Annotated in this window: 19 protein-coding genes; 12 read left to right on the forward strand and 7 right to left on the reverse strand. The window is 44.3% G+C overall.

Features of this window, described 5'->3' with window-relative positions; all coding sequences use genetic code 11:
* Positions 1–2 precede the first annotated feature (2 nt).
* Complete coding sequence (nagA, locus tag R7F07_RS14695) at positions 3–1,139, reverse strand: N-acetylglucosamine-6-phosphate deacetylase (RefSeq protein WP_171343129.1); 1,137 nt, start codon at positions 1,137–1,139, stop codon at positions 3–5.
* 489 nt (positions 1,140–1,628) lie between these two features.
* Between nagA and nagE the strand changes: the two genes are divergently transcribed.
* Together nagE and glnS are read left to right on the forward strand one after the other, a co-directional pair.
* Positions 1,629–3,122, forward strand: coding sequence for an N-acetylglucosamine-specific PTS transporter subunit IIBC (gene nagE, locus R7F07_RS14700; RefSeq protein WP_005384985.1), 1,494 nt, complete (start codon positions 1,629–1,631; stop codon positions 3,120–3,122).
* A gap of 276 nt (positions 3,123–3,398) precedes the next feature.
* Entirely contained in the window at positions 3,399–5,069 is a 1,671-nt protein-coding gene (gene glnS / locus R7F07_RS14705) for a glutamine--tRNA ligase (RefSeq protein ID WP_171343128.1), read from the forward strand.
* A 221-nt stretch (positions 5,070–5,290) separates the two neighbouring features.
* Here glnS and fcrX read toward each other — a convergent pair whose 3' ends face one another.
* Positions 5,291–5,740 carry a ferric iron uptake transcriptional regulator FcrX gene (gene fcrX / locus R7F07_RS14710; RefSeq protein ID WP_005382141.1) on the reverse strand — a complete coding sequence of 150 codons (450 nt, stop codon included), beginning with the start codon at positions 5,738–5,740 and terminating at the stop codon, positions 5,291–5,293.
* 200 nt (positions 5,741–5,940) lie between these two features.
* Between fcrX and R7F07_RS14715 the strand changes: the two genes are divergently transcribed.
* The gene (locus R7F07_RS14715; RefSeq protein WP_005382144.1) at positions 5,941–6,444 is read left to right on the forward strand and encodes a DUF4442 domain-containing protein; all 504 of its coding nucleotides are present in this window, start codon (positions 5,941–5,943) and stop codon (positions 6,442–6,444) included.
* A 52-nt stretch (positions 6,445–6,496) separates the two neighbouring features.
* On the opposite strand, the gene fldA is transcribed toward R7F07_RS14715, so the two are convergent.
* The 3 genes from fldA to R7F07_RS14730 form a co-directional block, all read right to left on the reverse strand.
* Complete coding sequence (gene fldA, locus R7F07_RS14720; RefSeq protein WP_005382146.1) at positions 6,497–7,030, reverse strand: flavodoxin FldA; 534 nt, start codon at positions 7,028–7,030, stop codon at positions 6,497–6,499.
* Between the two features lie 48 nt (positions 7,031–7,078).
* Positions 7,079–7,300: a DUF2788 domain-containing protein gene (locus R7F07_RS14725; RefSeq protein WP_005393038.1), complete on the reverse strand. Its 222-nt coding sequence runs from the start codon at positions 7,298–7,300 to the stop codon at positions 7,079–7,081.
* A gap of 112 nt (positions 7,301–7,412) precedes the next feature.
* Positions 7,413–8,180 carry an alpha/beta fold hydrolase gene (locus tag R7F07_RS14730; protein WP_115385808.1) on the reverse strand — a complete coding sequence of 256 codons (768 nt, stop codon included), beginning with the start codon at positions 8,178–8,180 and terminating at the stop codon, positions 7,413–7,415.
* A 92-nt stretch (positions 8,181–8,272) separates the two neighbouring features.
* Here R7F07_RS14730 and seqA point away from each other — a divergent pair, with 92 nt between their 5' ends.
* Positions 8,273–8,815 carry a replication initiation negative regulator SeqA gene (gene seqA, locus R7F07_RS14735; protein WP_005382149.1) on the forward strand — a complete coding sequence of 181 codons (543 nt, stop codon included), beginning with the start codon at positions 8,273–8,275 and terminating at the stop codon, positions 8,813–8,815.
* A 92-nt stretch (positions 8,816–8,907) separates the two neighbouring features.
* Positions 8,908–10,554, forward strand: coding sequence for a phosphoglucomutase (alpha-D-glucose-1,6-bisphosphate-dependent) (gene pgm, locus R7F07_RS14740; RefSeq protein ID WP_053303294.1), 1,647 nt, complete (start codon positions 8,908–8,910; stop codon positions 10,552–10,554).
* 61 nt (positions 10,555–10,615) lie between these two features.
* Here the strand turns inward: pgm and R7F07_RS14745 are convergent, their stop codons facing one another.
* On the reverse strand, positions 10,616–11,389 hold the full coding sequence (locus R7F07_RS14745) for a DUF1853 family protein (RefSeq protein ID WP_064369057.1): 774 nt from the start codon (positions 11,387–11,389) through the stop codon (positions 10,616–10,618).
* Positions 11,390–11,621: 232 nt separating this feature from the next.
* On the opposite strand from R7F07_RS14745, the gene R7F07_RS14750 reads away from it, so the two are divergent.
* Positions 11,622–12,380 (forward strand): Nif3-like dinuclear metal center hexameric protein, encoded by a 759-nt coding sequence (locus R7F07_RS14750; protein ID WP_171343127.1) that lies wholly within the window; start codon positions 11,622–11,624, stop codon positions 12,378–12,380.
* Positions 12,381–12,468: 88 nt separating this feature from the next.
* Here R7F07_RS14750 and R7F07_RS14755 read toward each other — a convergent pair whose 3' ends face one another.
* Positions 12,469–13,758, reverse strand: a complete 1,290-nt coding sequence (locus R7F07_RS14755) for a citrate synthase (RefSeq protein WP_005382163.1) — start codon at positions 13,756–13,758, stop codon at positions 12,469–12,471.
* A gap of 396 nt (positions 13,759–14,154) precedes the next feature.
* On the opposite strand from R7F07_RS14755, the gene sdhC reads away from it, so the two are divergent.
* The 6 genes from sdhC (at position 14,155) to odhB (ending at position 21,612) form a co-directional block, all read left to right on the forward strand.
* Positions 14,155–14,547, forward strand: a complete 393-nt coding sequence (gene sdhC / locus R7F07_RS14760) for a succinate dehydrogenase cytochrome b556 subunit (protein WP_017634811.1) — start codon at positions 14,155–14,157, stop codon at positions 14,545–14,547.
* Complete coding sequence (sdhD, locus tag R7F07_RS14765) at positions 14,541–14,885, forward strand: succinate dehydrogenase, hydrophobic membrane anchor protein (protein ID WP_005382169.1); 345 nt, start codon at positions 14,541–14,543, stop codon at positions 14,883–14,885. Before sdhC ends, sdhD begins: the two co-directional genes overlap by 7 nt.
* On the forward strand, positions 14,886–16,652 hold the full coding sequence (sdhA, locus tag R7F07_RS14770) for a succinate dehydrogenase flavoprotein subunit (protein WP_005382172.1): 1,767 nt from the start codon (positions 14,886–14,888) through the stop codon (positions 16,650–16,652). It begins immediately after the preceding gene.
* Between the two features lie 15 nt (positions 16,653–16,667).
* Positions 16,668–17,378, forward strand: a complete 711-nt coding sequence (locus R7F07_RS14775; RefSeq protein WP_005382174.1) for a succinate dehydrogenase iron-sulfur subunit — start codon at positions 16,668–16,670, stop codon at positions 17,376–17,378.
* Positions 17,379–17,549: 171 nt separating this feature from the next.
* Positions 17,550–20,375 (forward strand): 2-oxoglutarate dehydrogenase E1 component, encoded by a 2,826-nt coding sequence (sucA, locus tag R7F07_RS14780; protein WP_005382176.1) that lies wholly within the window; start codon positions 17,550–17,552, stop codon positions 20,373–20,375.
* A 28-nt stretch (positions 20,376–20,403) separates the two neighbouring features.
* The gene (gene odhB, locus R7F07_RS14785) at positions 20,404–21,612 is read left to right on the forward strand and encodes a 2-oxoglutarate dehydrogenase complex dihydrolipoyllysine-residue succinyltransferase (protein ID WP_005382177.1); all 1,209 of its coding nucleotides are present in this window, start codon (positions 20,404–20,406) and stop codon (positions 21,610–21,612) included.
* Positions 21,613–21,681 lie beyond the last annotated feature (69 nt).

The following is a 21,681-nucleotide window of genomic DNA, read 5'->3' on the forward strand; positions in this document are numbered from 1 at the left end:
GCTTAATTTTGCTCGTATTGTCCGTTAACAACCGTCGCTTTTACTTTAAAGTCACGATCGAAAATAGTCAGGTTTGCAACCATCCCTTTTCGAACTCGGCCAAGGCGATCCTCAACACCAATTGCTGTTGCTGGGTATAACGTGGCCATTCGTAGAGCTTCGTCTAAAGCGATCCCCGCGTGCTCAACTGAATTCTGAACTGCTTCAATCATTGTCAAAGCTGAGCCGCCTAGCGTGCCATTTTCATCAACACACTTACCATCTCGGTAATATACTTTCTTACCGACAAAAATAAAGTGATCAATGTTAGCACCTGCTGGAGCTGTGGCATCCGTCACCAAAACAAGCTTTTCACCTTTGATTTTATGAGCAATTCGGATGTTTGCGTAGTCGACGTGAAAACCATCAGCAATAATGCCAGCATATACGTCAGGAGTATCGTAAATTGCACCAACAACTCCTGGTTCACGACCAACCATTGGTGTCATTGCATTAAAGAGGTGTGTAGCAAAAGTAATGCCTGCTTCAAAGCTTTTACGTGCTTCGGCGTAGGTTGCATTTGTGTGGCCAATTGAAACCACGATGCCAGCAGCCTTTAATCGCGTAATATGCTCTGGGTCGTTATGCTCAGGTGCTAGTGTTACTTTCGCTACGATATCGGCGTTTGCGCAGATAAGGTCGATCATGCTTTCGTCTGATGGGCGAATAAAATCGACGTTATGGATGCCTTTTTTCGCGACGTTAAGGTAAGGACCTTCGAGGTGTAAGCCAAGCGATTGATTTTGATACTTGTTGTGGTACTCACGAGCTGCGGCAATTGCAGTTCGCATATCTTCATCAGATGATGTAATGAGTGTTGGCAGGAAGCTAGTACAGCCAGATTTGAGGTTTGCCTGGTGCATGATTTGCATGGTTTCAGGGGTAATTGCATCGTTTAGCATTACACCGCCACAACCGTTCAACTGCAGATCGATAAAGCCTGGACTTAGATTAGCGCCTGCAAGGTCTTTTACTTCGATGCTTTGAGGTAGCTCAGAAACCGGCACAATAGATTGAATAAGATCGTTTTCGATGATGACCGCATGATCGGTAAGAACATCACTACCGGTATAAATTTTACAGTTACTTAGCGCGTACATAGTCAGCTAGTCCTTATAGATGAGAATTCAATTTCTATATCGTTATCTAAGTAGAGACTGCTTCAGTCATATGGGTACTTAGTTTGTATCACTGAATTAGATAACGAGTCACATACAGCAAGTCGCGTTTTATCGATGTTATTGTCATAGTAACTAACTGAAAAGTAATAATTGTATGGTTTTTTATGATTCTTTTTCAGAGCAAAGTTACAGTGATTTACCCGCCTAGATACCAAAATAACACTGATTCTGCCTTGCATAAAGTGCGAGAATATTATCTTTAAAACGCCATTTTTTCGTATAATAAAATAAGTTTTATGATCTCGCTAGCAAAAACCTTCCGAAAGGGCAAATTGTGGTGATTATGATCACAAACGGTGAGCTTTTAATTTGCGGAGCAAAATTAATATCATAAACTTAGGATGACTAAATTGGACGGCTGAAATAAGTCATTCAACATAACATCTAATCCTATAGGGGGAACTTAAGGTGAACATTCTCGGATACTTCCAGAAGGTGGGTAAGGCGCTTATGGTGCCGGTTGCCACACTTCCTGCAGCAGCAATACTCATGGGTATTGGCTACTGGATCGACCCAAATGGCTGGGGCGCAAACAGTGCACTTGCTGCATTTCTTATTAAAGCTGGTGCAGCGATCATTGACAACATGTCAGTATTGTTCGCTGTTGGTGTTGCTTATGGAATGTCTAAAGACAAAGATGGCGCCGCTGCACTTTCAGGTTTCGTGGGCTTCTTAGTTGTCACAACGCTTTTGGCCCCTGGTGCAGTATCACAAATTCAAGGCATTGACCCAAGTGAAGTACCTGCTGCATTTGGTAAAATCAATAACCAGTTCGTCGGTATCTTGGTTGGTATTGTTTCTGCTGAGTTGTACAACCGTTTTTCTCACGTAGAGCTGCACAAAGCACTGGCGTTTTTCTCTGGTAAGCGTCTTGTACCTATCCTAACGTCTTTTGCTGGTATCGTTATTGCGTTCATCCTGATGTACGTTTGGCCATCAGTTTACGGCGGTCTGGTCAGTTTTGGCGAAAGCATTCAAGGTATGGGTGAAGCAGGTGCAGGTGTTTACGCATTCTTCAACCGTCTTCTAATTCCTGTTGGTCTGCACCATGCACTAAACTCAGTGTTCTGGTTTGATGTTGCTGGTATTAATGACATTCCAAACTTCCTTGGCGGTGCGAAATCATTAGCTGAAGGCACGGCAACGGTAGGTGTTACGGGGATGTACCAAGCGGGCTTCTTCCCAATCATGATGTTTGGTTTACCAGGCGCTGCTCTAGCGATGTACCATACAGCGAAATCAAAGAATAAAGAGAAAGTGGCATCTATCATGATTGCGGCTGCGTTTGCTTCATTCTTTACAGGTGTAACAGAACCACTTGAATTTGCATTCATGTTCCTTGCTCCAGGACTGTACGTTCTTCACGCAGCGCTGACTGGTCTATCAGTTTATATCGCGGCATCAATGCAGTGGATTGCAGGTTTCGGTTTCTCTGCTGGTTTAGTCGACTTAGTATTGTCGACTCGTAACCCGCTAGCGGTAAACTGGTACATGCTCATTGTACAAGGTCTTGGTTTCTTTGCGGTTTACTACTTCGTGTTCCGTACCGTGATTGTTAAGTTTGGCCTTAAAACACCGGGACGTGAAGATGATGAAGAAGCTTCATCTAACGTGGCTGGATCAAGCAATTCTTCAGAGCTTGCTCGTCAGTACTTGAAGGCACTTGGCGGTCATGACAACCTAAGTTCTATCGATGCCTGTATTACTCGTTTGCGCCTTTCTGTGAAGGATATGAGCGTTATCAATGAGAAAACTCTGAAAGATCTTGGAGCTATGGGAGTTGTGAAGCTAGGTACAAACAACCTACAAGTTATCCTTGGTCCACTAGCAGAGATTGTTGCTGGTGAGATGAAGAATGTATCTAAAGATGAAGACTTAAGTGGTGTTCAGTTACCAGCTTAACTGTTTAATAGTGGTGCGATTGTTTGTTATTGGTATTGCAAACAATTGATACTACAACATCGCAAAAGGCCTCCGCAGGGGGCCTTTTTTCGTTTAGGCCCTTTGAATCTGCTTTGCTTTCACGCTAACTCGATAAATATTGTCGTTTTAGAGCGAGTTCTTGTTGTCTAATTGCTTAGAATTGTGGATCATTAGGAACAATGTACTCTGTGAAACCATACTTGGATACAGGGTTCCGTTTTCTCTGACAATACTAATATTTTTGAGGTGCTATAGATGAGTGAAGCTGATGCTCGTCCATCAAACTTTATTCGCCAGATCATTGATAAAGATCTAGCGGATGGTAAACACACTAGCGTGCATACTCGATTCCCGCCGGAGCCAAATGGCTACCTGCATATCGGTCATGCTAAGTCTATCTGTTTGAACTTCGGTATTGCTCAGGACTACCAGGGTCAATGTAATCTGCGTTTCGACGATACAAACCCTGAAAAAGAAGACATCGAATACGTTGAGTCTATCAAGAAAGATGTAAACTGGTTGGGCTTTGAGTGGAGTGGTGAAGTATGTTACTCATCAAACTACTTCGATAAGCTTTACGAATATGCAATTGAATTGATTAACAAAGGCTTAGCGTATGTAGATGAGCTAAGTCCAGAGCAAATTCGTGAATACCGCGGCACACTAAAGGCGCCAGGTAAACCAAGTCCATACCGTGACCGTTCTGTTGAAGAGAACTTGGCGTTGTTTGAAAAAATGCGCGCTGGTGAATTTGAAGAAGGTAAAGCGTGTCTTCGTGCTAAAATCGACATGGGTTCTTCATTCATGGTCATGCGCGATCCAGTTTTATACCGTGTGCGTTTTGCTACGCACCACCAAACTGGTGATAAGTGGTGCATTTACCCAATGTACGACTTTACGCACTGTATTTCTGATGCACTAGAAGGCATTACGCACTCTATTTGTACGCTTGAATTCATGGATAACCGTCGTCTGTACGATTGGGTTCTAGACAACATCACGATCGAAAGCCGTCCACATCAATACGAGTTCAGTCGTTTAAACCTTGAATACACAGTGATGTCTAAGCGTAAGCTTAACCAGCTAGTTACTGAAAAACTGGTTAATGGTTGGGATGATCCACGTATGCCGACTGTCTCAGGTCTGCGTCGTCGTGGCTTCACACCTGCATCTATTCGTGAGTTTTGTAAGCGTATTGGTGTAACGAAGCAAGAAAATATGATCGAGTTTAGTTCATTAGAATCTTGTATTCGTGATGACCTAAACGAGAACGCTCCGCGTGCAATGGCTGTACTGGATCCTGTTAAAGTTGTTATCGAAAACTTTGAAGCAGGCGCAGTAGAAAACTTGACAGTTGCCAACCACCCAAATAAACCTGAAATGGGCGTGCGTGAAGTGCCATTCACGCGTGAATTGTGGATTGAGCGTGAAGACTTCCGTGAAGAAGCGAACAAAAAGTACAAGCGTTTAGTGCTAGGTAAAGAAGTTCGTTTACGTGGTGCTTACGTGATCAAAGCTGAGCGCGTTGAAAAAGATGCCGAAGGCAATATCACAACGATCTTCTGTTCTTATGATACAGATACGCTAGGTAAAAACCCAGCAGATGGTCGTAAAGTGAAAGGCGTTATTCATTGGGTGTCAGCTGATAAAGCTCTTCCAGCGGAAATTCGTCTGTACGATCGTTTATTTACGGTGCCAAACCCAGGCGCAGCGGAAGATTTTGCTTCTACTATCAACCCTGAATCATTAGTTGTGATCAATGGCTTTGTCGAGCCTAGCCTAGCTTCTGCAGAAGCAGAAAAAGGTTACCAGTTTGAACGTATGGGTTACTTTTGTGCAGACTCGAAAGACTCTTCAGCAGATAATCTAGTATTCAACCGCACGGTTGGTCTACGTGATACCTGGGCAAAAATTGAGAATCAATAATCTCGATTAATGCTGAGAATGATGAAAAAATGCCAGCAAACGCTGGCATTTTTTATACCTACTCCCACAGAGCGCTATATAGATGTGCAAGACTGTGGAGAAAAAGATGGGCGTTTAGTAGCTTTTGTTCTGTAACCAAAGTACTGACGTCTAAGGTACTTACTTCTAGAAACAAAAAACGCCAGCATGTGCTGACGTTTACTTTTTAAATTAACAAACCCTTATTTTTTCGGTTTGTGTGCATCTGGATTGTCTTTACAACCACCATCGCTACACTTGCCGTACAAGTATAAGCTGTGGTTTGTTAGTGTGACATTGTACTTAGCTGCAATCTCTTTTTGACGTTCTTCAATAAGATCGTCAGAAAATTCAATTACCTCACCACAGTCTAGGCACACTAGGTGGTCGTGGTGATGTTGAGTCGATAATTCGAAGACTGACTTTCCACCTTCAAAGTGGTGACGAGTTACAATACCAGCATCGTCGAACTGGTTTAGAACTCGGTAAACAGTTGCTAGGCCAATTTCTTCACCTAGATCAATCAACTTTTTGTACAAATCTTCAGCACTGATGTGCTGGCAGTCTGGCTGCTGAAGTACTTCTAGAATTTTTAGCCTCGGAAGGGTTACTTTTAAACCCGCATCCTTCAGCGCCTGATTATTATCTGACATATACTTTCCCGTTGGATCATCTGCAGCGATTTAACAGAATTCAATCTTCCTACCATTATAGGATAAGCGTTCGGAACATTAAACCACGAACTTCAAAGGGTTAATAGAATCTTTTTGTAAATTAGAAACAGGTCCATTATATTACAGCTCTGACCAGTTACAATTGTGTAACATTAAGCTTGGAGAGGGCAGGGATAGCGATGAATAGGCGACTAGCGAAGATATACAAACCAGGAATTGTAAAGTTCGCACTCAATATTTGGCCTCCTTTTTGGGGGGCGGGTATTAAAATCTTACATATTTCTCAAGACTTCCGTACTGTAAAGGTACGTTTAAAGCTTCGCTGGTGGAATAAAAATGCCAATCGCACCCAATATGGCGGCAGTATTTTCTCTTTAACTGATCCTATTTACTCGTTGATGCTGATGGGGATTCTACGAGAGGAATATTATGTGTGGGATAAAGAGGCAAGCATTAACTTTATTAAGCCGGGGCAAAGTGATTTGTTTGCAGAATTTGAGGTCACTGAAGGGATGCTGGAAAACATTTATCAAATGACACGGAATGGAGAAAAGTGTTTTCCTGAGTTTATTACTCATGTAAAAGATAAACAGGGGAATGTGGTTTCAGAGGTTCAACGCAAGCTTTATGTAAGAAAGAAACCTCAGTATCGCGAAGAGGAAGTACTTACCGATGCTGTGTGACAATACATACAAAAAGACCTCCAAGTGGAGGTCTTTGCATCATTCAATTTGATTAGCCTTCTAGCTCAGCTAAACACATCTCTTCATAGATCTGTTTAACCCAGCTTTCAACACGCTCGTCAGTCAATTCTGGTTGGCGGTCTTCATCAATACATAGACCTACGAATTGGCTTTCGTCACCTTCAACAAGTGCTTTAGACGCTTCAAATTCGTAGCCTTCTGTCGAGGTATGGCCAAGAATTGTGCCGCCTTTAGATTCAACGATATCACGGACTGTGCCCATCGCGTCACAGAAGTATTCTGCGTAGTCTTCTTGGTCGCCACAGCCAAAGATAGCCACTAGCTTAGTAGAGAAGTCGATTTGCTCAAGTTCAGGGAAGAAGTCATCCCAATCACATTGTGCTTCGCCGTAGTACCAAGTTGGGATACCTAGAAGAAGAAGATCGAAGTTATCAATGTCTTCTTTGCTGCTTTTCGCGATGTCTTGAACGTGAACTAGATGTTTACCTAGTTGCTTTTGAATCATCTTTGCAACGGCTTCAGTATTACCTGTGTCGCTACCGAAGAAGATACCTACACTTGCCATAGAGTCTATACCTTTACATTGTTTGTTATTGGCGATGCTACTAAGGGTTTAACCTAACCCTGAGCCTTCCCAAGTTAGCTGAATTACACCTTTTGCAATAAAGCCAGCACAGCCTAGGAAAAGGACTAACCACACAATACGACGACCAAAAACAGGTACATTGCCTTGCTTTAGTACATCTTTTATCGCCATCCCGATGAAAAAAAAGATAGCAGCAAAAAGAAGATCGAGTCCAATAGACTCGAGCATATCCATATAGTCGTAAAGCATTTTAGCCCTTCATGCCGAAAAATCTTGGGCGCACTATACCACTGTTAAACGGTAAAGTTAATGCACTACAAGAAGGGTTATTTCAATAATCTAGTGTTGCTTTTCGAATTTGTTAACTCGAAATGTATTTTCGAATGACTCTCATTACTTCTGTCGGTTTCTCGGCGTGTAACCAGTGACCAGTGCCAGCGATAATGTGTGCTTTAGCATGGTTAAATTGTCGCTTCACTGCCGGCTGATGTTCTGGCATTAAGTAGTCAGAGTCGCCGCCTTTGATAAATAAAGTTGGGATATCTGTTGGTGTGATTTCTTGCCAGCCAATAATTTGGTCATAATTCTCAAAAAGGCTCGGTACGTTAAACCGCCAATCCATCTTATCGCCATTTTTGTACAGTGATTTAGAGAGAAATTGTCTTACACCATCGAGTTCAATATGTTGAGCTAGGATATCCATGGCTTGCTGTCGATTTGTTGGTTTTTCATTAATAACAGCATGTAAGCCGTTAAAAACATTATCGTGACGGTTCGTAGTGTAGGCAACAGGCGCCATGTCGAGAACGACTAACTGCTTGACTACATTTGGCGCAATGTCCACAAGAGCCATCGCGACTTTTCCGCCCATGGAGTGACCAATAACAATAGATGGCTCAACGTTTAAGTGCTGAAGGAGCTGAGCCACATCTTTTGCCATATCGGTATAGTTATGGACTTCGGAGTGGAAAGAGAGGCCGTGATTTCTCAGATCAATACTGATCACCGTGTGATCTTTAATAAGATCGCGGGCGAGTAGACCCAGATTACTTAAACTACCAAACAATCCGTGAATCAAAACAACTGTTTGGCCTTGGCCTTCCTGCTTATAGTTGAGTAATGCTGACATTTTATCTTATTCGTGATGGGTTTAACGTGGAGTATCCGCGTGGATCTCGTTATAATCCCCCAGAGTTTAAACATTGAGAATGTGAAAAGCGAATGAAAACAATTGAGGTTGATGAGGATCTATACCGTTATATAGCTAGTCAAACTAAGCATATCGGTGAAAGCGCCTCGGATATTTTGCGACGCCTTTTAAACCTTGATGGTCAGTTGCAGGAAGCTAAAGCCGCGCCTGTAGTAGAGAAGCCACAAGGGATTGTAGTAAGTAAAGATGCGGGTAAAACGGAATCTGTTGATGTAGTGAAAGAAATGCGTTCACTGCTTATTTCTGATGAGTTTGCCGGTCTAAAAAAAGCGATTGATCGCTTTATGTTAGTATTATCGACCTTACATAAATTGAATCCAGAAGGTTTCGCCCAGGCTACGAATGTAAAAGGACGCAAACGCGTGTACTTTGCAGATAATGAAGAAACCTTGCTAGCAAACGGTAATACGACCAAGCCAAAAGCCATTCCTGGCACACCGTTTTGGGTTATCACGAATAACAATACAAGTCGTAAAAGACAGATGGTTGAACAAGTGATGGCACACATGGGGTTCCAACCTGACTTAATAGAAAAAGTAACAGGTTCAATCTAAGAAACCTGATAGAAGCCTCATAATGCGTCGCAGTGAGCGGATATTATGAGGCTTTTTTAATTTTATTTGTATTGAAAGAAAGGATGTCAAACATGGCTATGCACCCTCGTGCTGGGCAAAAAGCGCAGCAGGAAGATCTTCACAATATCCCAGCACTCGTTGCTAACTACTTCTTACTTCAACCAGACGCGGCAAACGCAGAACACAAAGTTCAATTTGGTACTTCTGGCCACCGCGGTACTGCAGACAAGCACACTTTTAACGAAAACCACATTTTAGCGATCGCTCAAGCGGTAGCAGAAGTTCGTGCTGAGCAAGGCACAACTGGCCCGTTGTTTGTGGGTAAAGACACGCATGCGCTATCTGAACCAGCTTTTTCAAGTGTGATTGAAGTATTGATCGCAAATGGTGTGAAAGTGATTGTCCAACAAGACAACGGTTACACGCCAACACCGGGTATTTCACACGCGATTCTGACTTACAACATCAAACACGATGAAAAAGCAGACGGTATCGTTATTACCCCATCACATAACCCACCACAAGACGGCGGTATCAAATACAATCCGACACATGGTGGTCCTGCTGAAGCTGAGTTGACTCAAGCTATCGAAGATCGTGCGAACGAATTGATTGCTGAAGGTTTACAAGGTGTTAAACGCCTACCACTAGCAGAAGCAAAAGCATCGGATCTGTTTGTAGAGATGGACTTGGTGAAGCCATACATCGATGACCTGGTGAACGTTATCGATATGGAAGCAATCCAAAAGGCGAACCTGAAGATTGGTGTAGATCCATTGGGTGGCAGCGGTATCGATTACTGGCGTCAAATTGGTCAGGCATACAACCTAGACCTAACGCTAGTAAGTGAATCGATCGATCCTTCTTTCCAATTCATGTCGCTAGATAAAGACGGCGTTGTGCGTATGGACTGTTCTTCTCCTTACGCAATGGCGGGTCTATTGGCACTGAAAGACGAATACGATTTAGCATTTGGTAACGATCCTGACTACGACCGTCACGGTATCGTTACGCCAAAAGGTTTGATGAACCCGAACCACTTCTTAGCCGTTTGTATTGACTACTTGTACCGTCATCGTGACGCGTGGGGTAAAGACGTCGCTGTTGGTAAAACACTAGTTTCAAGTGCGCTGATTGACCGTGTTGTTGCGGATCTAGGTCGTGAGCTATGTGAAGTGCCTGTTGGTTTCAAATGGTTTGTAGACGGTCTGTACACTGGTAAGTTTGGTTTCGGCGGCGAAGAAAGTGCTGGTGCGTCTTTCCTTCGTAAAGATGGCACGCCTTGGTCAACAGACAAAGATGGCATCTTGCTATGCCTTCTAGCAGCAGAGATCACTGCGGTAACGGGTAAGAACCCTCAAGATTACTATGAAGAGCTTGCAGCGAAGCACGGTGAATCTAAGTACAACCGTATTCAAGCTGTAGCAAATGGCCCACAAAAAGACGTGCTGAAGAAGTTGTCGCCAGAAATGGTCGCGGCTGAAACACTAGCGGGTGATCCAATTACGGCTCGTCTCACGCATGCGCCTGGTAATGGTGCTGCAATCGGTGGTCTAAAAGTAACAACAGCGAATGGCTGGTTTGCTGCTCGTCCATCAGGCACAGAAGATATCTACAAGATTTACTGTGAGAGTTTTAAAGGTGAAGAGCACCTAAAACAAATCGAAGCAGAAGCACAAGAAATAGTTAATCAAGTGTTTGCAGCCGCTGGTTTGTAAAACATCCAATGGTCAATGTATCTAGCAAAGGGTTGATGTGAAAACATCAACCCTTTCATGTTTAAGTGCCCCGAACAGCTTTATCTCCGGGCCATGAATCTGGTACCACAAACCAGAATTGACCGTCTTCCGTTTGTGCGTGTATGAATCGATCTAAAGGCTTTTCAATAGGTTGAGAGAAATCGTCTGTTCCGATCGCCCAGCATGGTTTATGTAAATGATAAAGGGGTTTACCAATTAAATCCCATTGACTTTGATAGCACCAGTAACCACTAATCTGACTTGGATTTAATTCATAACCCAAGCACTCGCTAGGAGTTGGCTCTGGAGTAAACGGATTAATATAGAGTCGTCCTTGCATCAATAGACGTTCTTGTGGAGCGTCGTTTAACGGAATTATTTTTTGAAATTCCGGGCGATCGCTCATTTTTAACTGATGAGTAAGCATTCTATTCAGTTTTGTATGCAGCTGGTCGTGAGCATTCGGACCATACCATACGCCGTTATAAAGAAGATAAAACTTAATCGCTACTTCCCAGTGTTCTATTTGATTTGATTCTGTATTCCGCAACACCAAGTCGATAGCACCAATAGTCTTACCTTCGATGTCGTTTAACTGAACCTCTTCCGCGATAACCTGATATCGTTCTGAACTAGAGAGAACTGCAGTGCATAAGTGCTGATATAAAAAGCCCAATCTTGGATTACCATTGTATTGCTCAGCGTTATTTAAAGGCGTTACCGAAAGATCCTCTAAGGTTGTAAACGGAGGGCGTAACTTGAAAAGAGGAGGTGAAGTGGCGATCCATTGGTAAAAGCGTTGCAGTTGGTTCATCCGTATCCCTATATGTATGGTGAGGCGAAAAGCTTTGTTATTGTAACTAAATTTGCTTTTGAGGGTAGGGTGGCTAGCATCGATATTAGGGTTCGAGATACACTTTAAGTACCTAAATGATATCAAGGTGCCAGATGTCAAAACGTTGTTGTATCAACTAGGTTGCACACTCTCGGTCTGATTTCATCGAGAGGTTATTTAGGTTTACATGCGCTAGAAATTGGAAGTAATAATGAATAACTTAAAGCTAGAACAGATTCTTAATGACAAACTGTCACCGCAGTTAATTAAAGATTACGCACCAAACGGGTTACAGGTAGAAGGGACGCCAGCCGTAAAGCGTATTATCACTGGCGTAACTGCCTCTCAAGCCTTAATCGATAAAGCGATTGAGCTTAATGCAGACGCATTACTCGTTCATCACGGTTATTTTTGGAAAGGTGAACCTGAGCCAATTCGTGGTATGAAAGGTAAACGAATTCGTAGCCTGATCAAAAATGATATCAACTTATATGGTTATCACCTTCCTCTAGATATTCATCCAGAGCTAGGCAACAACGCTGAATTAGCTCGCTTACTTGAAATCGAAGTAGAAGGTGGGCTTGAAGGGCACCCTCAATCAGTAGCCATGTTTGGACGCTTGAAAAAACCGATGTCTGGTGCTGAGTTTGCGAGCAAGATCAATCAAGTTCTTGATAGAGAACCACTGCATATTGCTCCAGAGAATACCGATAAGATGATTGAGACAGTCGGTTGGTGCACTGGTGGAGGGCAAGATTTCATTGAACTTGCTGTACAACACGGGCTGGATGCATTTATCTCTGGAGAAATTTCAGAGCGTACCACTTATACCGCTCGTGAAATGGACATTCATTACTTTGCTGCAGGTCATCATGCTACTGAGCGTTATGGTGTTCAGGTTTTAGGAAAATGGCTAGCGGATGAATATGGCCTACATGTGGAGTTTATCGATATTGATAATCCGGTTTAGTGTTCGCTATTCATAACGTGAAACGCTGAAAAGAAAAAAGGGTTGAGACAAAATCTCAACCCTTTTGTTTATCTTCTAACTAAAAAGATCATTCACGTTCGTGAAGTGGAGAAAACTCACGCTGTGTCTCACCAGTGTATAGCTGACGAGGACGACCGATGCGGTTCAGTGGATCGCTGTGCATTTCGTTCCAGTGAGCAATCCAGCCGATGGTACGAGAAATCGCGAAGATAACCGTAAACATAGAAACTGGAATACCAATCGCTTTAAGAATGATACCTGAGTAGAAGTCTACGTTCGGGTACAGCTTCTTAGAAACGAAGTACTCATCAGAAAGCGCAATGCGCTCAAGTTCCATTGCAACGTCTAGCAGAGGGTCTTGAATGTTTAGCTCTTTGAGAACTTCATGACACGTTTCGCGCATTACTGTCGCACGTGGGTCGTAGTTCTTGTAAACGCGGTGACCAAAGCCCATTAAGCGGAATGGGTCATCTTTGTCTTTCGCGCGGTCTACATATTCAGGGATGTTATCGACGCTGCCAATCTCTTCTAGCATTCTCAAGCAGGCTTCGTTTGCACCACCGTGAGCAGGTCCCCAAAGGGATGCAATACCAGCGGCAATACATGCAAATGGGTTCGCACCAGAAGAGCCAGCTAGGCGTACAGTTGATGTCGACGCATTCTGTTCATGATCCGCGTGTAGAGTGAAAATCTTATCCATCGCACGGGCAACCACAGGATTTACTTCATATTCTTCGCAAGGATTTGCGAACATCATATGCAAGAAGTTCTCAGCGTAGCTAAGGTCGTTACGAGGGTAAATAAATGGCTGACCGATAGAGTATTTGTAACACATCGCCGCCAGTGTTGGCATTTTTGACAGCAGACGGTACGCTGCAATTTCGCGGTGTTCGTCGTTGTTAATGTCAAGAGAGTCGTGATAGAAGGCTGCAAGTGCTCCAACTACACCACACATTACCGCCATTGGGTGTGCATCGCGTCGGAAGCCATGGAAAAAGCTTGCGATTTGCTCGTGTACCATTGTGTGACGAGTAACGGTCGTTTTGAATTGCTCGTATTGTTCTCGGGTAGGGGCTTCACCATAAAGAAGGATGTAACATACTTCTAAGTAATCTGCGTTATTGGCTAATTGATCAATCGGGAAACCGCGGTGCAAAAGAATACCTTTGCCGCCATCGATGTACGTGATTGATGATTCACAAGATGCAGTGGCAAGAAAACCTGGGTCAAAAGTAAAGTAACCATTGGCTCCCAGCTTACGAACGTCAATTACAGGTGTACCTAGCGTACCGTCCATAATTGGCAGTTCGATTGGCGCTTGACCTTCAACATGAAGGGTCGCTTTCTTATCCGCCATAACAATCTCCTTTGTTTATTATTTAATCCGTCCAGGATGTTTATGTGCCATTTTTGTACTGTTGTTAAAGCTTAAAGTCAATTTTTCTCCATCTTTGTGTGCACTTGTTATGATTTTTCTCATGAAAATCGTTAAAAATCTGTTCTATGTAGCATAATTTGTTACACCAATTGTATTAGAATGTTGCTCGCCGTATATTGGCAAAGAAAATTTTAGTTAAATCCTTATAAATTCGGGGCTAGAAACAAAGAGTGAGGTTTGTTGCTGGATTCCGTTTGTTAACAACTTGTTTACAATTATCTGAGTGGTTACTCGCGATATTTGTTAAATAGATGTTAACTTTTGTACGTTTGGAAGCTGAAATTGGTTATAACAATAAATGCTCAATGGAGCTGAGTGAGCAAGCCCGTGAAAGAAAGAAAGTCAAGACCTGTTAATTTAGATTTACAGACCATCCACTTTCCTATCACAGCAATCGCATCCATCCTACACCGTGTGTCTGGGGTAATTACGTTTGTTGCGGTGGGTATATTACTGTGGTTACTATCCATTTCTCTGTCATCCCCAATGGGTTTTATGGAAGCCGCTGACATCGTCGATAGTTTCTTCGTAAAATTCATCCTGTGGGGAATTCTTACTGCACTTGCCTACCACATCGCAGGTGGTATCCGTCACTTATTGATGGATCTAGGTCACTTTGAAGAACTAGATTCAGGCACGATGAGCGCGAAAGTCGCGTTTGGTGCAACAGCAGTATTATCATTATTGGCGGGGATCTTGGTATGGTAAAACACGTATCTTCATTTGGTCGTAATGGTGTACACGATTTCCTACTAATTCGTGCAACTGCAATCATTATGACGCTATACACGATTTATCTGATTAGCTTCTGTGCATTTTCAGATATCTCTTACGCATCTTGGACCCAATTCTTTGGTGGTACCTTCACTAAAGTATTCACCATGTTGGCACTTGTCTCGATCCTGATTCACGCATGGGTTGGTTTGTGGCAGGTATTAACTGATTACATTAAGTGCGCGAAACTACGTGGCGCACTACAACTTGGTGTTATTGCCGTGCTATTCGGCTATGTCTTCTCTGGTCTATTTATTCTGTGGGGTGCGTAAGTGTCTATTCCAGTTCGTGAGTTTGATGCCGTAGTAATCGGCGCTGGTGGTGCAGGTATGCGCGCTGCACTACAAATTTCAGAACAAGGCCTATCATGTGCTTTGTTGTCAAAAGTATTTCCAACACGTTCTCATACTGTGTCTGCACAGGGCGGCATTACCGTTGCTCTGGGTAACTCGCACAAAGACGATTGGCAATGGCACATGTACGATACCGTTAAAGGTTCTGACTACATCGGTGACCAGAACGCGATTGAATACATGTGTAAAAATGGTCCTGAGTCAGTTATCGAGCTTGAAAAGATGGGTCTTCCATTCTCTCGTTTCGATAACGGTACCATCTACCAACGTCCATTCGGTGGTCAATCTAAAGAGTTTGGTGGTGAGCAGGCTGCTCGTACAGCCGCTGCTGCAGACCGTACTGGTCACGCACTTCTTCACACGCTTTACCAGCAAAACGTAAAACACAAAACAACCATCTTCTCGGAGTGGTACGCTTTGGATCTTGTGAAAAACCAAGACGGCGCAATCATGGGTTGTACTGCGATTTGTATGGAAACGGGTGAAATCTGTTACTTCAAATCGAAAGCAACCATTCTAGCTACAGGTGGTGCAGGTCGTATTTACGCATCGACCACTAACGCGCACATCAACACGGGTGATGGCGTTGGTATGGCACTTCGCGCAGGCGTTCCAATGCAAGACATGGAAATGTGGCAGTTCCACCCAACAGGTATTGCTGGCGCGGGTGTTCTAGTGACGGAAGGTTGTCGTGGTGAAGGTGGTTACCTTCTAAATAAAGATGGTGAACGCTTCATGGAGCGCTACGCACCAAACGCGAAAGACCTTGCTGGTCGTGACGTGGTTGCTCGTTCAATGATGATTGAAATCCGTGAAGGCCGCGGTTGTGATGGCCCTTGGGGTCCACATATCAAGTTGAAACTTGATCACCTTGGTAAAGAAGTACTTGAATCACGTCTACCAGGTATCTGTGAACTGTCTCGTACATTTGCACACGTTGACCCAGTGAAAGAGCCAATTCCAGTAATTCCAACTTGTCACTACATGATGGGTGGTGTACCTACTCAAGTCTCTGGCCAAGCAATTAAGCAGAAGGCCGACGGTAGCGAGATGGAAGTTCAAGGCCTTTACGCATGTGGTGAGATTGCTTCTGTATCGGTACACGGTGCTAACCGTCTTGGCGGCAACTCATTACTAGACTTGGTCGTATTTGGTCGTGCCACTGGCTTGCACCTTGGCGAAACGCTAGCAGCGCAAGCGGAAGCTCGTCCTGCAACAGAATCTGATATTGAAGCGTCTCTAGCGCGTACTATGCGTTGGGAAAACAGCACTGGTGGTGAAGATCCAGTTCAGATTCGTAAAGACCTACAAGCATGCATGCAAAACAGCTTCTCGGTATTCCGTGAAGGCGATGCGATGGCAACCGGTCTAGAAGAGTTGAAAGTGATTCGCGAACGTTTGAAAGATGCACATCTAGCGGACAAGTCTTCAGAGTTCAACACGCAGCGTATCGAGTGTCTAGAACTTGATAACCTGATGGAAACCGCGTTTTCAACTGCCGTTGCAGCGAACTACCGTACAGAGAGTCGTGGCGCACATGCTCGTTTCGATTTCCCTGAGCGTGATGATGAGAACTGGCTATGCCACTCTATCTACAATCCGGAAACAGAAGCGATGACTAAGCGTGATGTGAACATGACGCCAACGCATCGTGAAGCTTTCCCGCCGAAAGTACGTACATACTAAAGGGAGGATACGACTATGAAATTAAACTTCTCTTTATACCGTTACAATCCGGATGTGGATACTAAGCCTTACATGAAAGAGTATACCCTTGAGGTAGACGAAGGCTCAGACATGATGGTGCTTGATGCATTGATTCTGCTAAAAGAGCAAGATCCAAGCATCGCGTTCCGTCGCTCATGCCGTGAAGGGGTATGTGGTTCTGATGGTTTGAATATGAATGGTAAAAACGGCCTAGCGTGTATCACACCGTTATCTGCTCTACAAGGCGATAAGATAGTTATTCGTCCACTACCAGGGTTACCTGTCGTGCGCGATCTTATCGTTGACATGACGCAGTTCTATGATAACTATGCGAAAGTTAAACCATTCTTGATTGATGATGGTGCATTACCACCATCACGTGAGAATCTACAATCGCCTGATGACCGTGCGCATTTAGATGGATTGTACGAATGTATCATGTGTGCATGTTGTACAACGTCTTGCCCATCATTCTGGTGGAACCCTGATAAATTCATCGGCCCAGCTGGTCTTCTCGCAGCGTACCGTTGGCTAATTGATAGCCGCGATACGGCAACAGATGAACGTTTGTCTGATCTTGATGATGCATTTAGCGTTTTTCGTTGCCATGGCATCATGAATTGTGTAAGTGTTTGTCCTAAGGGATTAAATCCGACGAAAGCCATCGGTCACATTAAGTCGATGTTGGTTAATCGTTCGGTTTAATTTACTCGCTCTTAGGAATGTCGCAGTGTTGCGGATCACCCGATATGACCGCTTCACTGCTTCAGTAATATTCGAGTAAAGAATACAAAAATTGCCGACCGTATTTTTAGTCGGCTCTTATAGCTCGGCAAAGACCGAAGCAAACGTGAAAACTACTGGTTAAGGGAAAATATGCACAACGGCGTGATGAAGGCATGGCTCGAGTCTTCACACTTGGCTGGCGCCAATGCAACGTATGTAGAGGACCTCTACGAACTGTATCTAAGTGATCCCGATCTGGTAAGTGAGGAGTGGAAACGTGTTTTTGAAGGCTTGCCTAAGCCATCAGAAGAAGTGGCAGAACAACCACATTCACGTGTCCGTGACTACTTCCGACGACTCGCTAGAGAAACAAAGCATTACAATGTCCAAGTTAGTGACCCAGATGTCGATGCAAAACAAGTAAAAGTTCTACAGCTAATCAACGCATACCGTTTCCGCGGGCATGAAGCTGCAGAATTAGACCCACTAGGTCTATGGCAACGCCCAACCGTGGCGGAGTTAGACCCTGCTTTTCATAATCTTACCGAAGATGACTTCGAAGAAACTTTCAACGTAGGTTCTTTTGCTGTTGGGCAAGAAACCATGAAGTTGAAAGATATCTATGAAGCCCTCAACAAAACTTATTGCGGTTCCATCGGTGCTGAATACATGCACATGACTGACACAGAGCAAAAGCGTTGGATTCAGCAACGCCTTGAGTCTGTCGTAGGCCAGCCATCATTCAACAAAGATGAGAAGCGCACATTCCTAGAAGAGCTAACAGCCGCTGAAGGTTTGGAGCGTTACCTCGGAGCGAAATTCCCAGGTGCAAAACGTTTCTCTTTAGAAGGTGGTGATGCGTTGATTCCGATGACGAAAGAGTTGATCCGTCATGCGGGTACAAGTGGAATGCGTGAAGTGGTTATCGGTATGGCTCACCGCGGTCGTTTGAACATGCTGGTGAACGTACTTGGTAAGAAACCTCAAGACTTGTTTGATGAGTTCGCCGGTAAACACGACGAAACTTGGGGTACGGGTGATGTGAAATATCACCAAGGTTTCTCTGCTGATTTTGCGACTCCAGGCGGTGATGTTCACTTAGCACTTGCATTTAACCCGTCGCACCTAGAAATCGTAAACCCGGTAGTCATGGGCTCAGTTCGAGCACGTCAAGACCGCTTGGGTGATAATCAAGGTAGCAAAGTACTTCCTATCACCATCCACGGTGATTCAGCAATCGCTGGTCAGGGTGTGGTTGCCGAAACGTTCAACATGTCTCTTGCTCGTGGGTTCCAAGTTGGTGGTACGGTACGTATCGTCATCAACAACCAAGTAGGCTTTACGACGTCTAATCCTCGTGACACGCGTTCTACGATGTACTGTACCGATATCGCGAAGATGGTGCAGGCGCCAATTTTCCATGTAAACGCAGATGACCCAGAAGCAGTTGCTTTTGTTACTCGCATTGCATTGGATTACCGTAACGAGTTCAAGCGCGATGTCGTGATCGATCTTGTATGTTACCGTCGCCACGGTCACAATGAGGCGGATGAGCCAAATGCGACTCAGCCTTTGATGTACCAGAAAATCAAAAAGCATCCTACACCACGCAAATTGTATGCAGATGTTCTGATCGACAAAAATGAGTCAGATATCGAGACAGCGACTCAGTTAGTCAATGAGTATCGCGATGCATTGGATCGCGGTGAAGTGGTTGTTAAAGAATGGCGTCCAATGGCGTTGCACTCTGTAGACTGGTCCCCTTACTTAGGGCACGAATGGGATATGGAGTGGGATTCAAAATACGACAAGACACGCCTTATTGAGCTAGGCAATCGTCTGTGTCAGTACCCAGAAAGCCATAAACTGCAAAGCCGTGTTAATAAGCTATACAACGATCGTCTAGCAATGATGACCGGTGAAAAAGCCATTGACTGGGGTATGGCTGAAACATTGGCGTATGCTACATTGGTTGACGATGGCAAGCGTATTCGTCTTTCTGGTCAGGACTCGGGTCGTGGTACTTTCTTCCACCGTCACTCGGTTCTTCATAACCAAACCGATGCAAGCACTTACATTCCATTAGCGAATATTCATGACAACCAAGGGCCATTCCAAGTCTTTGACTCAGTATTGTCAGAAGAAGCTGTGTTGGCGTTTGAATACGGTTACGCAACAGCCGAACCAGGTGGTTTAACTATCTGGGAAGCACAGTTTGGTGATTTTGCCAACGGTGCACAAGTTGTTATCGACCAGTTTATCTCGTCAGGCGAGCAAAAGTGGGCGCGTTTGTGCGGTCTTACTATGCTTCTACCTCATGGTTATGAAGGTCAAGGTCCTGAGCACTCATCTGCACGTTTAGAGCGTTACCTTCAGCTTTGTGCTGAGCAAAATATGCAGGTTGTGGTTCCTTCAACACCGGCTCAGGTGTACCACATGATTCGTCGTCAGGTTGTACGCCCAATGCGTCGACCTCTCATTGTTATGTCACCGAAATCTTTGCTGCGCCACCCTCTATGTACTTCAACGATTGAAGACTTGGCGGATGGTACATTCCAATCTGCAATTCCAGAAGTAGATGATTTAGAACCAAGCAAAGTGAAACGTGTCGTGTTCTGTGCTGGTAAGGTTTACTTTGACCTACTAGAGCAGCGCCGTAACAACGAGCAAGACGATGTTGCTATCGTGCGTATTGAACAGCTTTACCCATTCCCAATGGAAGAAGTACAAGCAGCAATTGCTCAATACACTAACGTTGAAGACTTCGTGTGGTGTCAGGAAGAACCTCAGAACCAAGGTGCTTGGTACTGTAGCCAACATAACTTCCGTGCCGCTATTCCTGCAGGTGCAAATCTTAAATACGCAGGTCGCCCAGCTTCTGCTTCGCCAGCAGTTGGCTACATGTCGGTGCACTTGAAACAACAAAAAGCGTTGGTTGAAGACGCTCTGAACGTGAACTCAAAAACTTCGAATTAAGAACTAGAAGTTAAAGGAAGAAACAGATATGACAATTGAAATTCTGGTTCCAGATTTACCTGAATCAGTTGCTGATGCAACCGTAGCGACATGGCACAAACAACCGGGCGACGCAGTAGAGCGTGACGAGGTTTTGGTTGACATCGAAACAGACAAAGTTGTGCTAGAAGTTCCAGCTCCGGAAGCTGGCGTTTTAGAAGCTATTGTTGAAGCAGAAGGTGCTACAGTACTTTCTAAACAAATCATTGCTAAATTGAAGCCAGGCGCAGTTGCAGGTGAACCAACTGCAGACAAAACAGAAGGTACTGAAGCATCTCCTGATAAGCGTCACAAAGCTGCGCTTAGCGAAGAAAGTAATGACGCACTAAGCCCAGCAGTGCGCCGTTTATTGGCTGAACATGGCTTAGAAGCAAGCCAAGTGAAAGGCACTGGTGTTGGTGGTCGTATTACGCGCGAAGATATTGAAGCGCATCTTGCGAACGCTAAATCTGCGTCAAAAGAAGACTCGCCAGCAGTGGTTGACGTGCCGGCAGCGGCTCGCAGTCAGAAACGTGTTCCAATGACTCGCCTTCGTAAGACAGTTGCTAACCGTTTGCTAGAAGCGAAGAACAACACGGCAATGCTAACGACGTTTAACGAAGTGAACATGAAACCAATCATGGACCTTCGTAAGCAGTACAAAGATCAGTTCGAAGAGCGTCACGGTATTCGTTTGGGCTTCATGTCTTTCTACGTGAAAGCAGTGACAGAAGCGCTTAAGCGTTACCCAGAAGTAAATGCTTCGATTGATGGCGATGACATTGTTTACCACAACTACTTCGACATTAGCATGGCGGTATCAACGCCACGTGGTCTAGTTACACCTGTCCTAAAAGACTGTGACAAGCTTGGTTTCGCTGATGTTGAAAAAGGCATCAAAGAACTGGCTATCAAAGGTCGTGATGGCAAGCTAACGGTAGACGAGCTAATGGGCGGTAACTTCACTATCACAAACGGTGGTGTGTTCGGTTCACTAATGTCTACACCAATCATCAACCCACCTCAATCAGCGATTCTTGGTATGCATAAGATCCAAGAGCGTCCGATGGCAGTGGATGGCAAAGTTGAAATCTTGCCGATGATGTACCTAGCGTTATCTTACGATCACCGCCTAATTGACGGTCGTGAATCAGTTGGTTTCCTAGTAACGATTAAAGAGTTACTAGAGGACCCAGCACGTCTCCTATTAGACGTTTAATATCGCTAAAACGTCTAGTTATCGTAGGTAGCTAGACGTTAAAAATTTCAATGGCTAGACTAGCTCAAC

Source organism: Vibrio sp. YT-16, from assembly GCF_033337405.1.
Lineage (GTDB): Bacteria > Pseudomonadota > Gammaproteobacteria > Enterobacterales > Vibrionaceae > Vibrio > Vibrio alginolyticus.

Bases quoted from the DNA above. Each gene is read 5' to 3' on its own strand.
- nagA (WP_171343129.1), bottom strand. From the start codon at position 1,139: ATGTACGCGCTAAGTAACTGTAAAATTTATACCGGTAGTGATGTTCTT.
- glnS (WP_171343128.1), top strand. From the start codon at position 3,399: ATGAGTGAAGCTGATGCTCGTCCATCAAACTTTATTCGCCAGATCATT.
- fcrX (WP_005382141.1), bottom strand. From the start codon at position 5,740: ATGTCAGATAATAATCAGGCGCTGAAGGATGCGGGTTTAAAAGTAACC.
- R7F07_RS14715 (WP_005382144.1), top strand. From the start codon at position 5,941: ATGAATAGGCGACTAGCGAAGATATACAAACCAGGAATTGTAAAGTTC.
- fldA (WP_005382146.1), bottom strand. From the start codon at position 7,030: ATGGCAAGTGTAGGTATCTTCTTCGGTAGCGACACAGGTAATACTGAA.
- R7F07_RS14725 (WP_005393038.1), bottom strand. From the start codon at position 7,300: ATGCTTTACGACTATATGGATATGCTCGAGTCTATTGGACTCGATCTT.
- R7F07_RS14730 (WP_115385808.1), bottom strand. From the start codon at position 8,180: ATGTCAGCATTACTCAACTATAAGCAGGAAGGCCAAGGCCAAACAGTT.
- seqA (WP_005382149.1), top strand. From the start codon at position 8,273: ATGAAAACAATTGAGGTTGATGAGGATCTATACCGTTATATAGCTAGT.
- pgm (WP_053303294.1), top strand. From the start codon at position 8,908: ATGGCTATGCACCCTCGTGCTGGGCAAAAAGCGCAGCAGGAAGATCTT.
- R7F07_RS14745 (WP_064369057.1), bottom strand. From the start codon at position 11,389: ATGAACCAACTGCAACGCTTTTACCAATGGATCGCCACTTCACCTCCT.
- R7F07_RS14750 (WP_171343127.1), top strand. From the start codon at position 11,622: ATGAATAACTTAAAGCTAGAACAGATTCTTAATGACAAACTGTCACCG.
- R7F07_RS14755 (WP_005382163.1), bottom strand. From the start codon at position 13,758: ATGGCGGATAAGAAAGCGACCCTTCATGTTGAAGGTCAAGCGCCAATC.
- sdhD (WP_005382169.1), top strand. From the start codon at position 14,541: ATGGTAAAACACGTATCTTCATTTGGTCGTAATGGTGTACACGATTTC.
- R7F07_RS14775 (WP_005382174.1), top strand. From the start codon at position 16,668: ATGAAATTAAACTTCTCTTTATACCGTTACAATCCGGATGTGGATACT.
- sucA (WP_005382176.1), top strand. From the start codon at position 17,550: ATGCACAACGGCGTGATGAAGGCATGGCTCGAGTCTTCACACTTGGCT.
- odhB (WP_005382177.1), top strand. From the start codon at position 20,404: ATGACAATTGAAATTCTGGTTCCAGATTTACCTGAATCAGTTGCTGAT.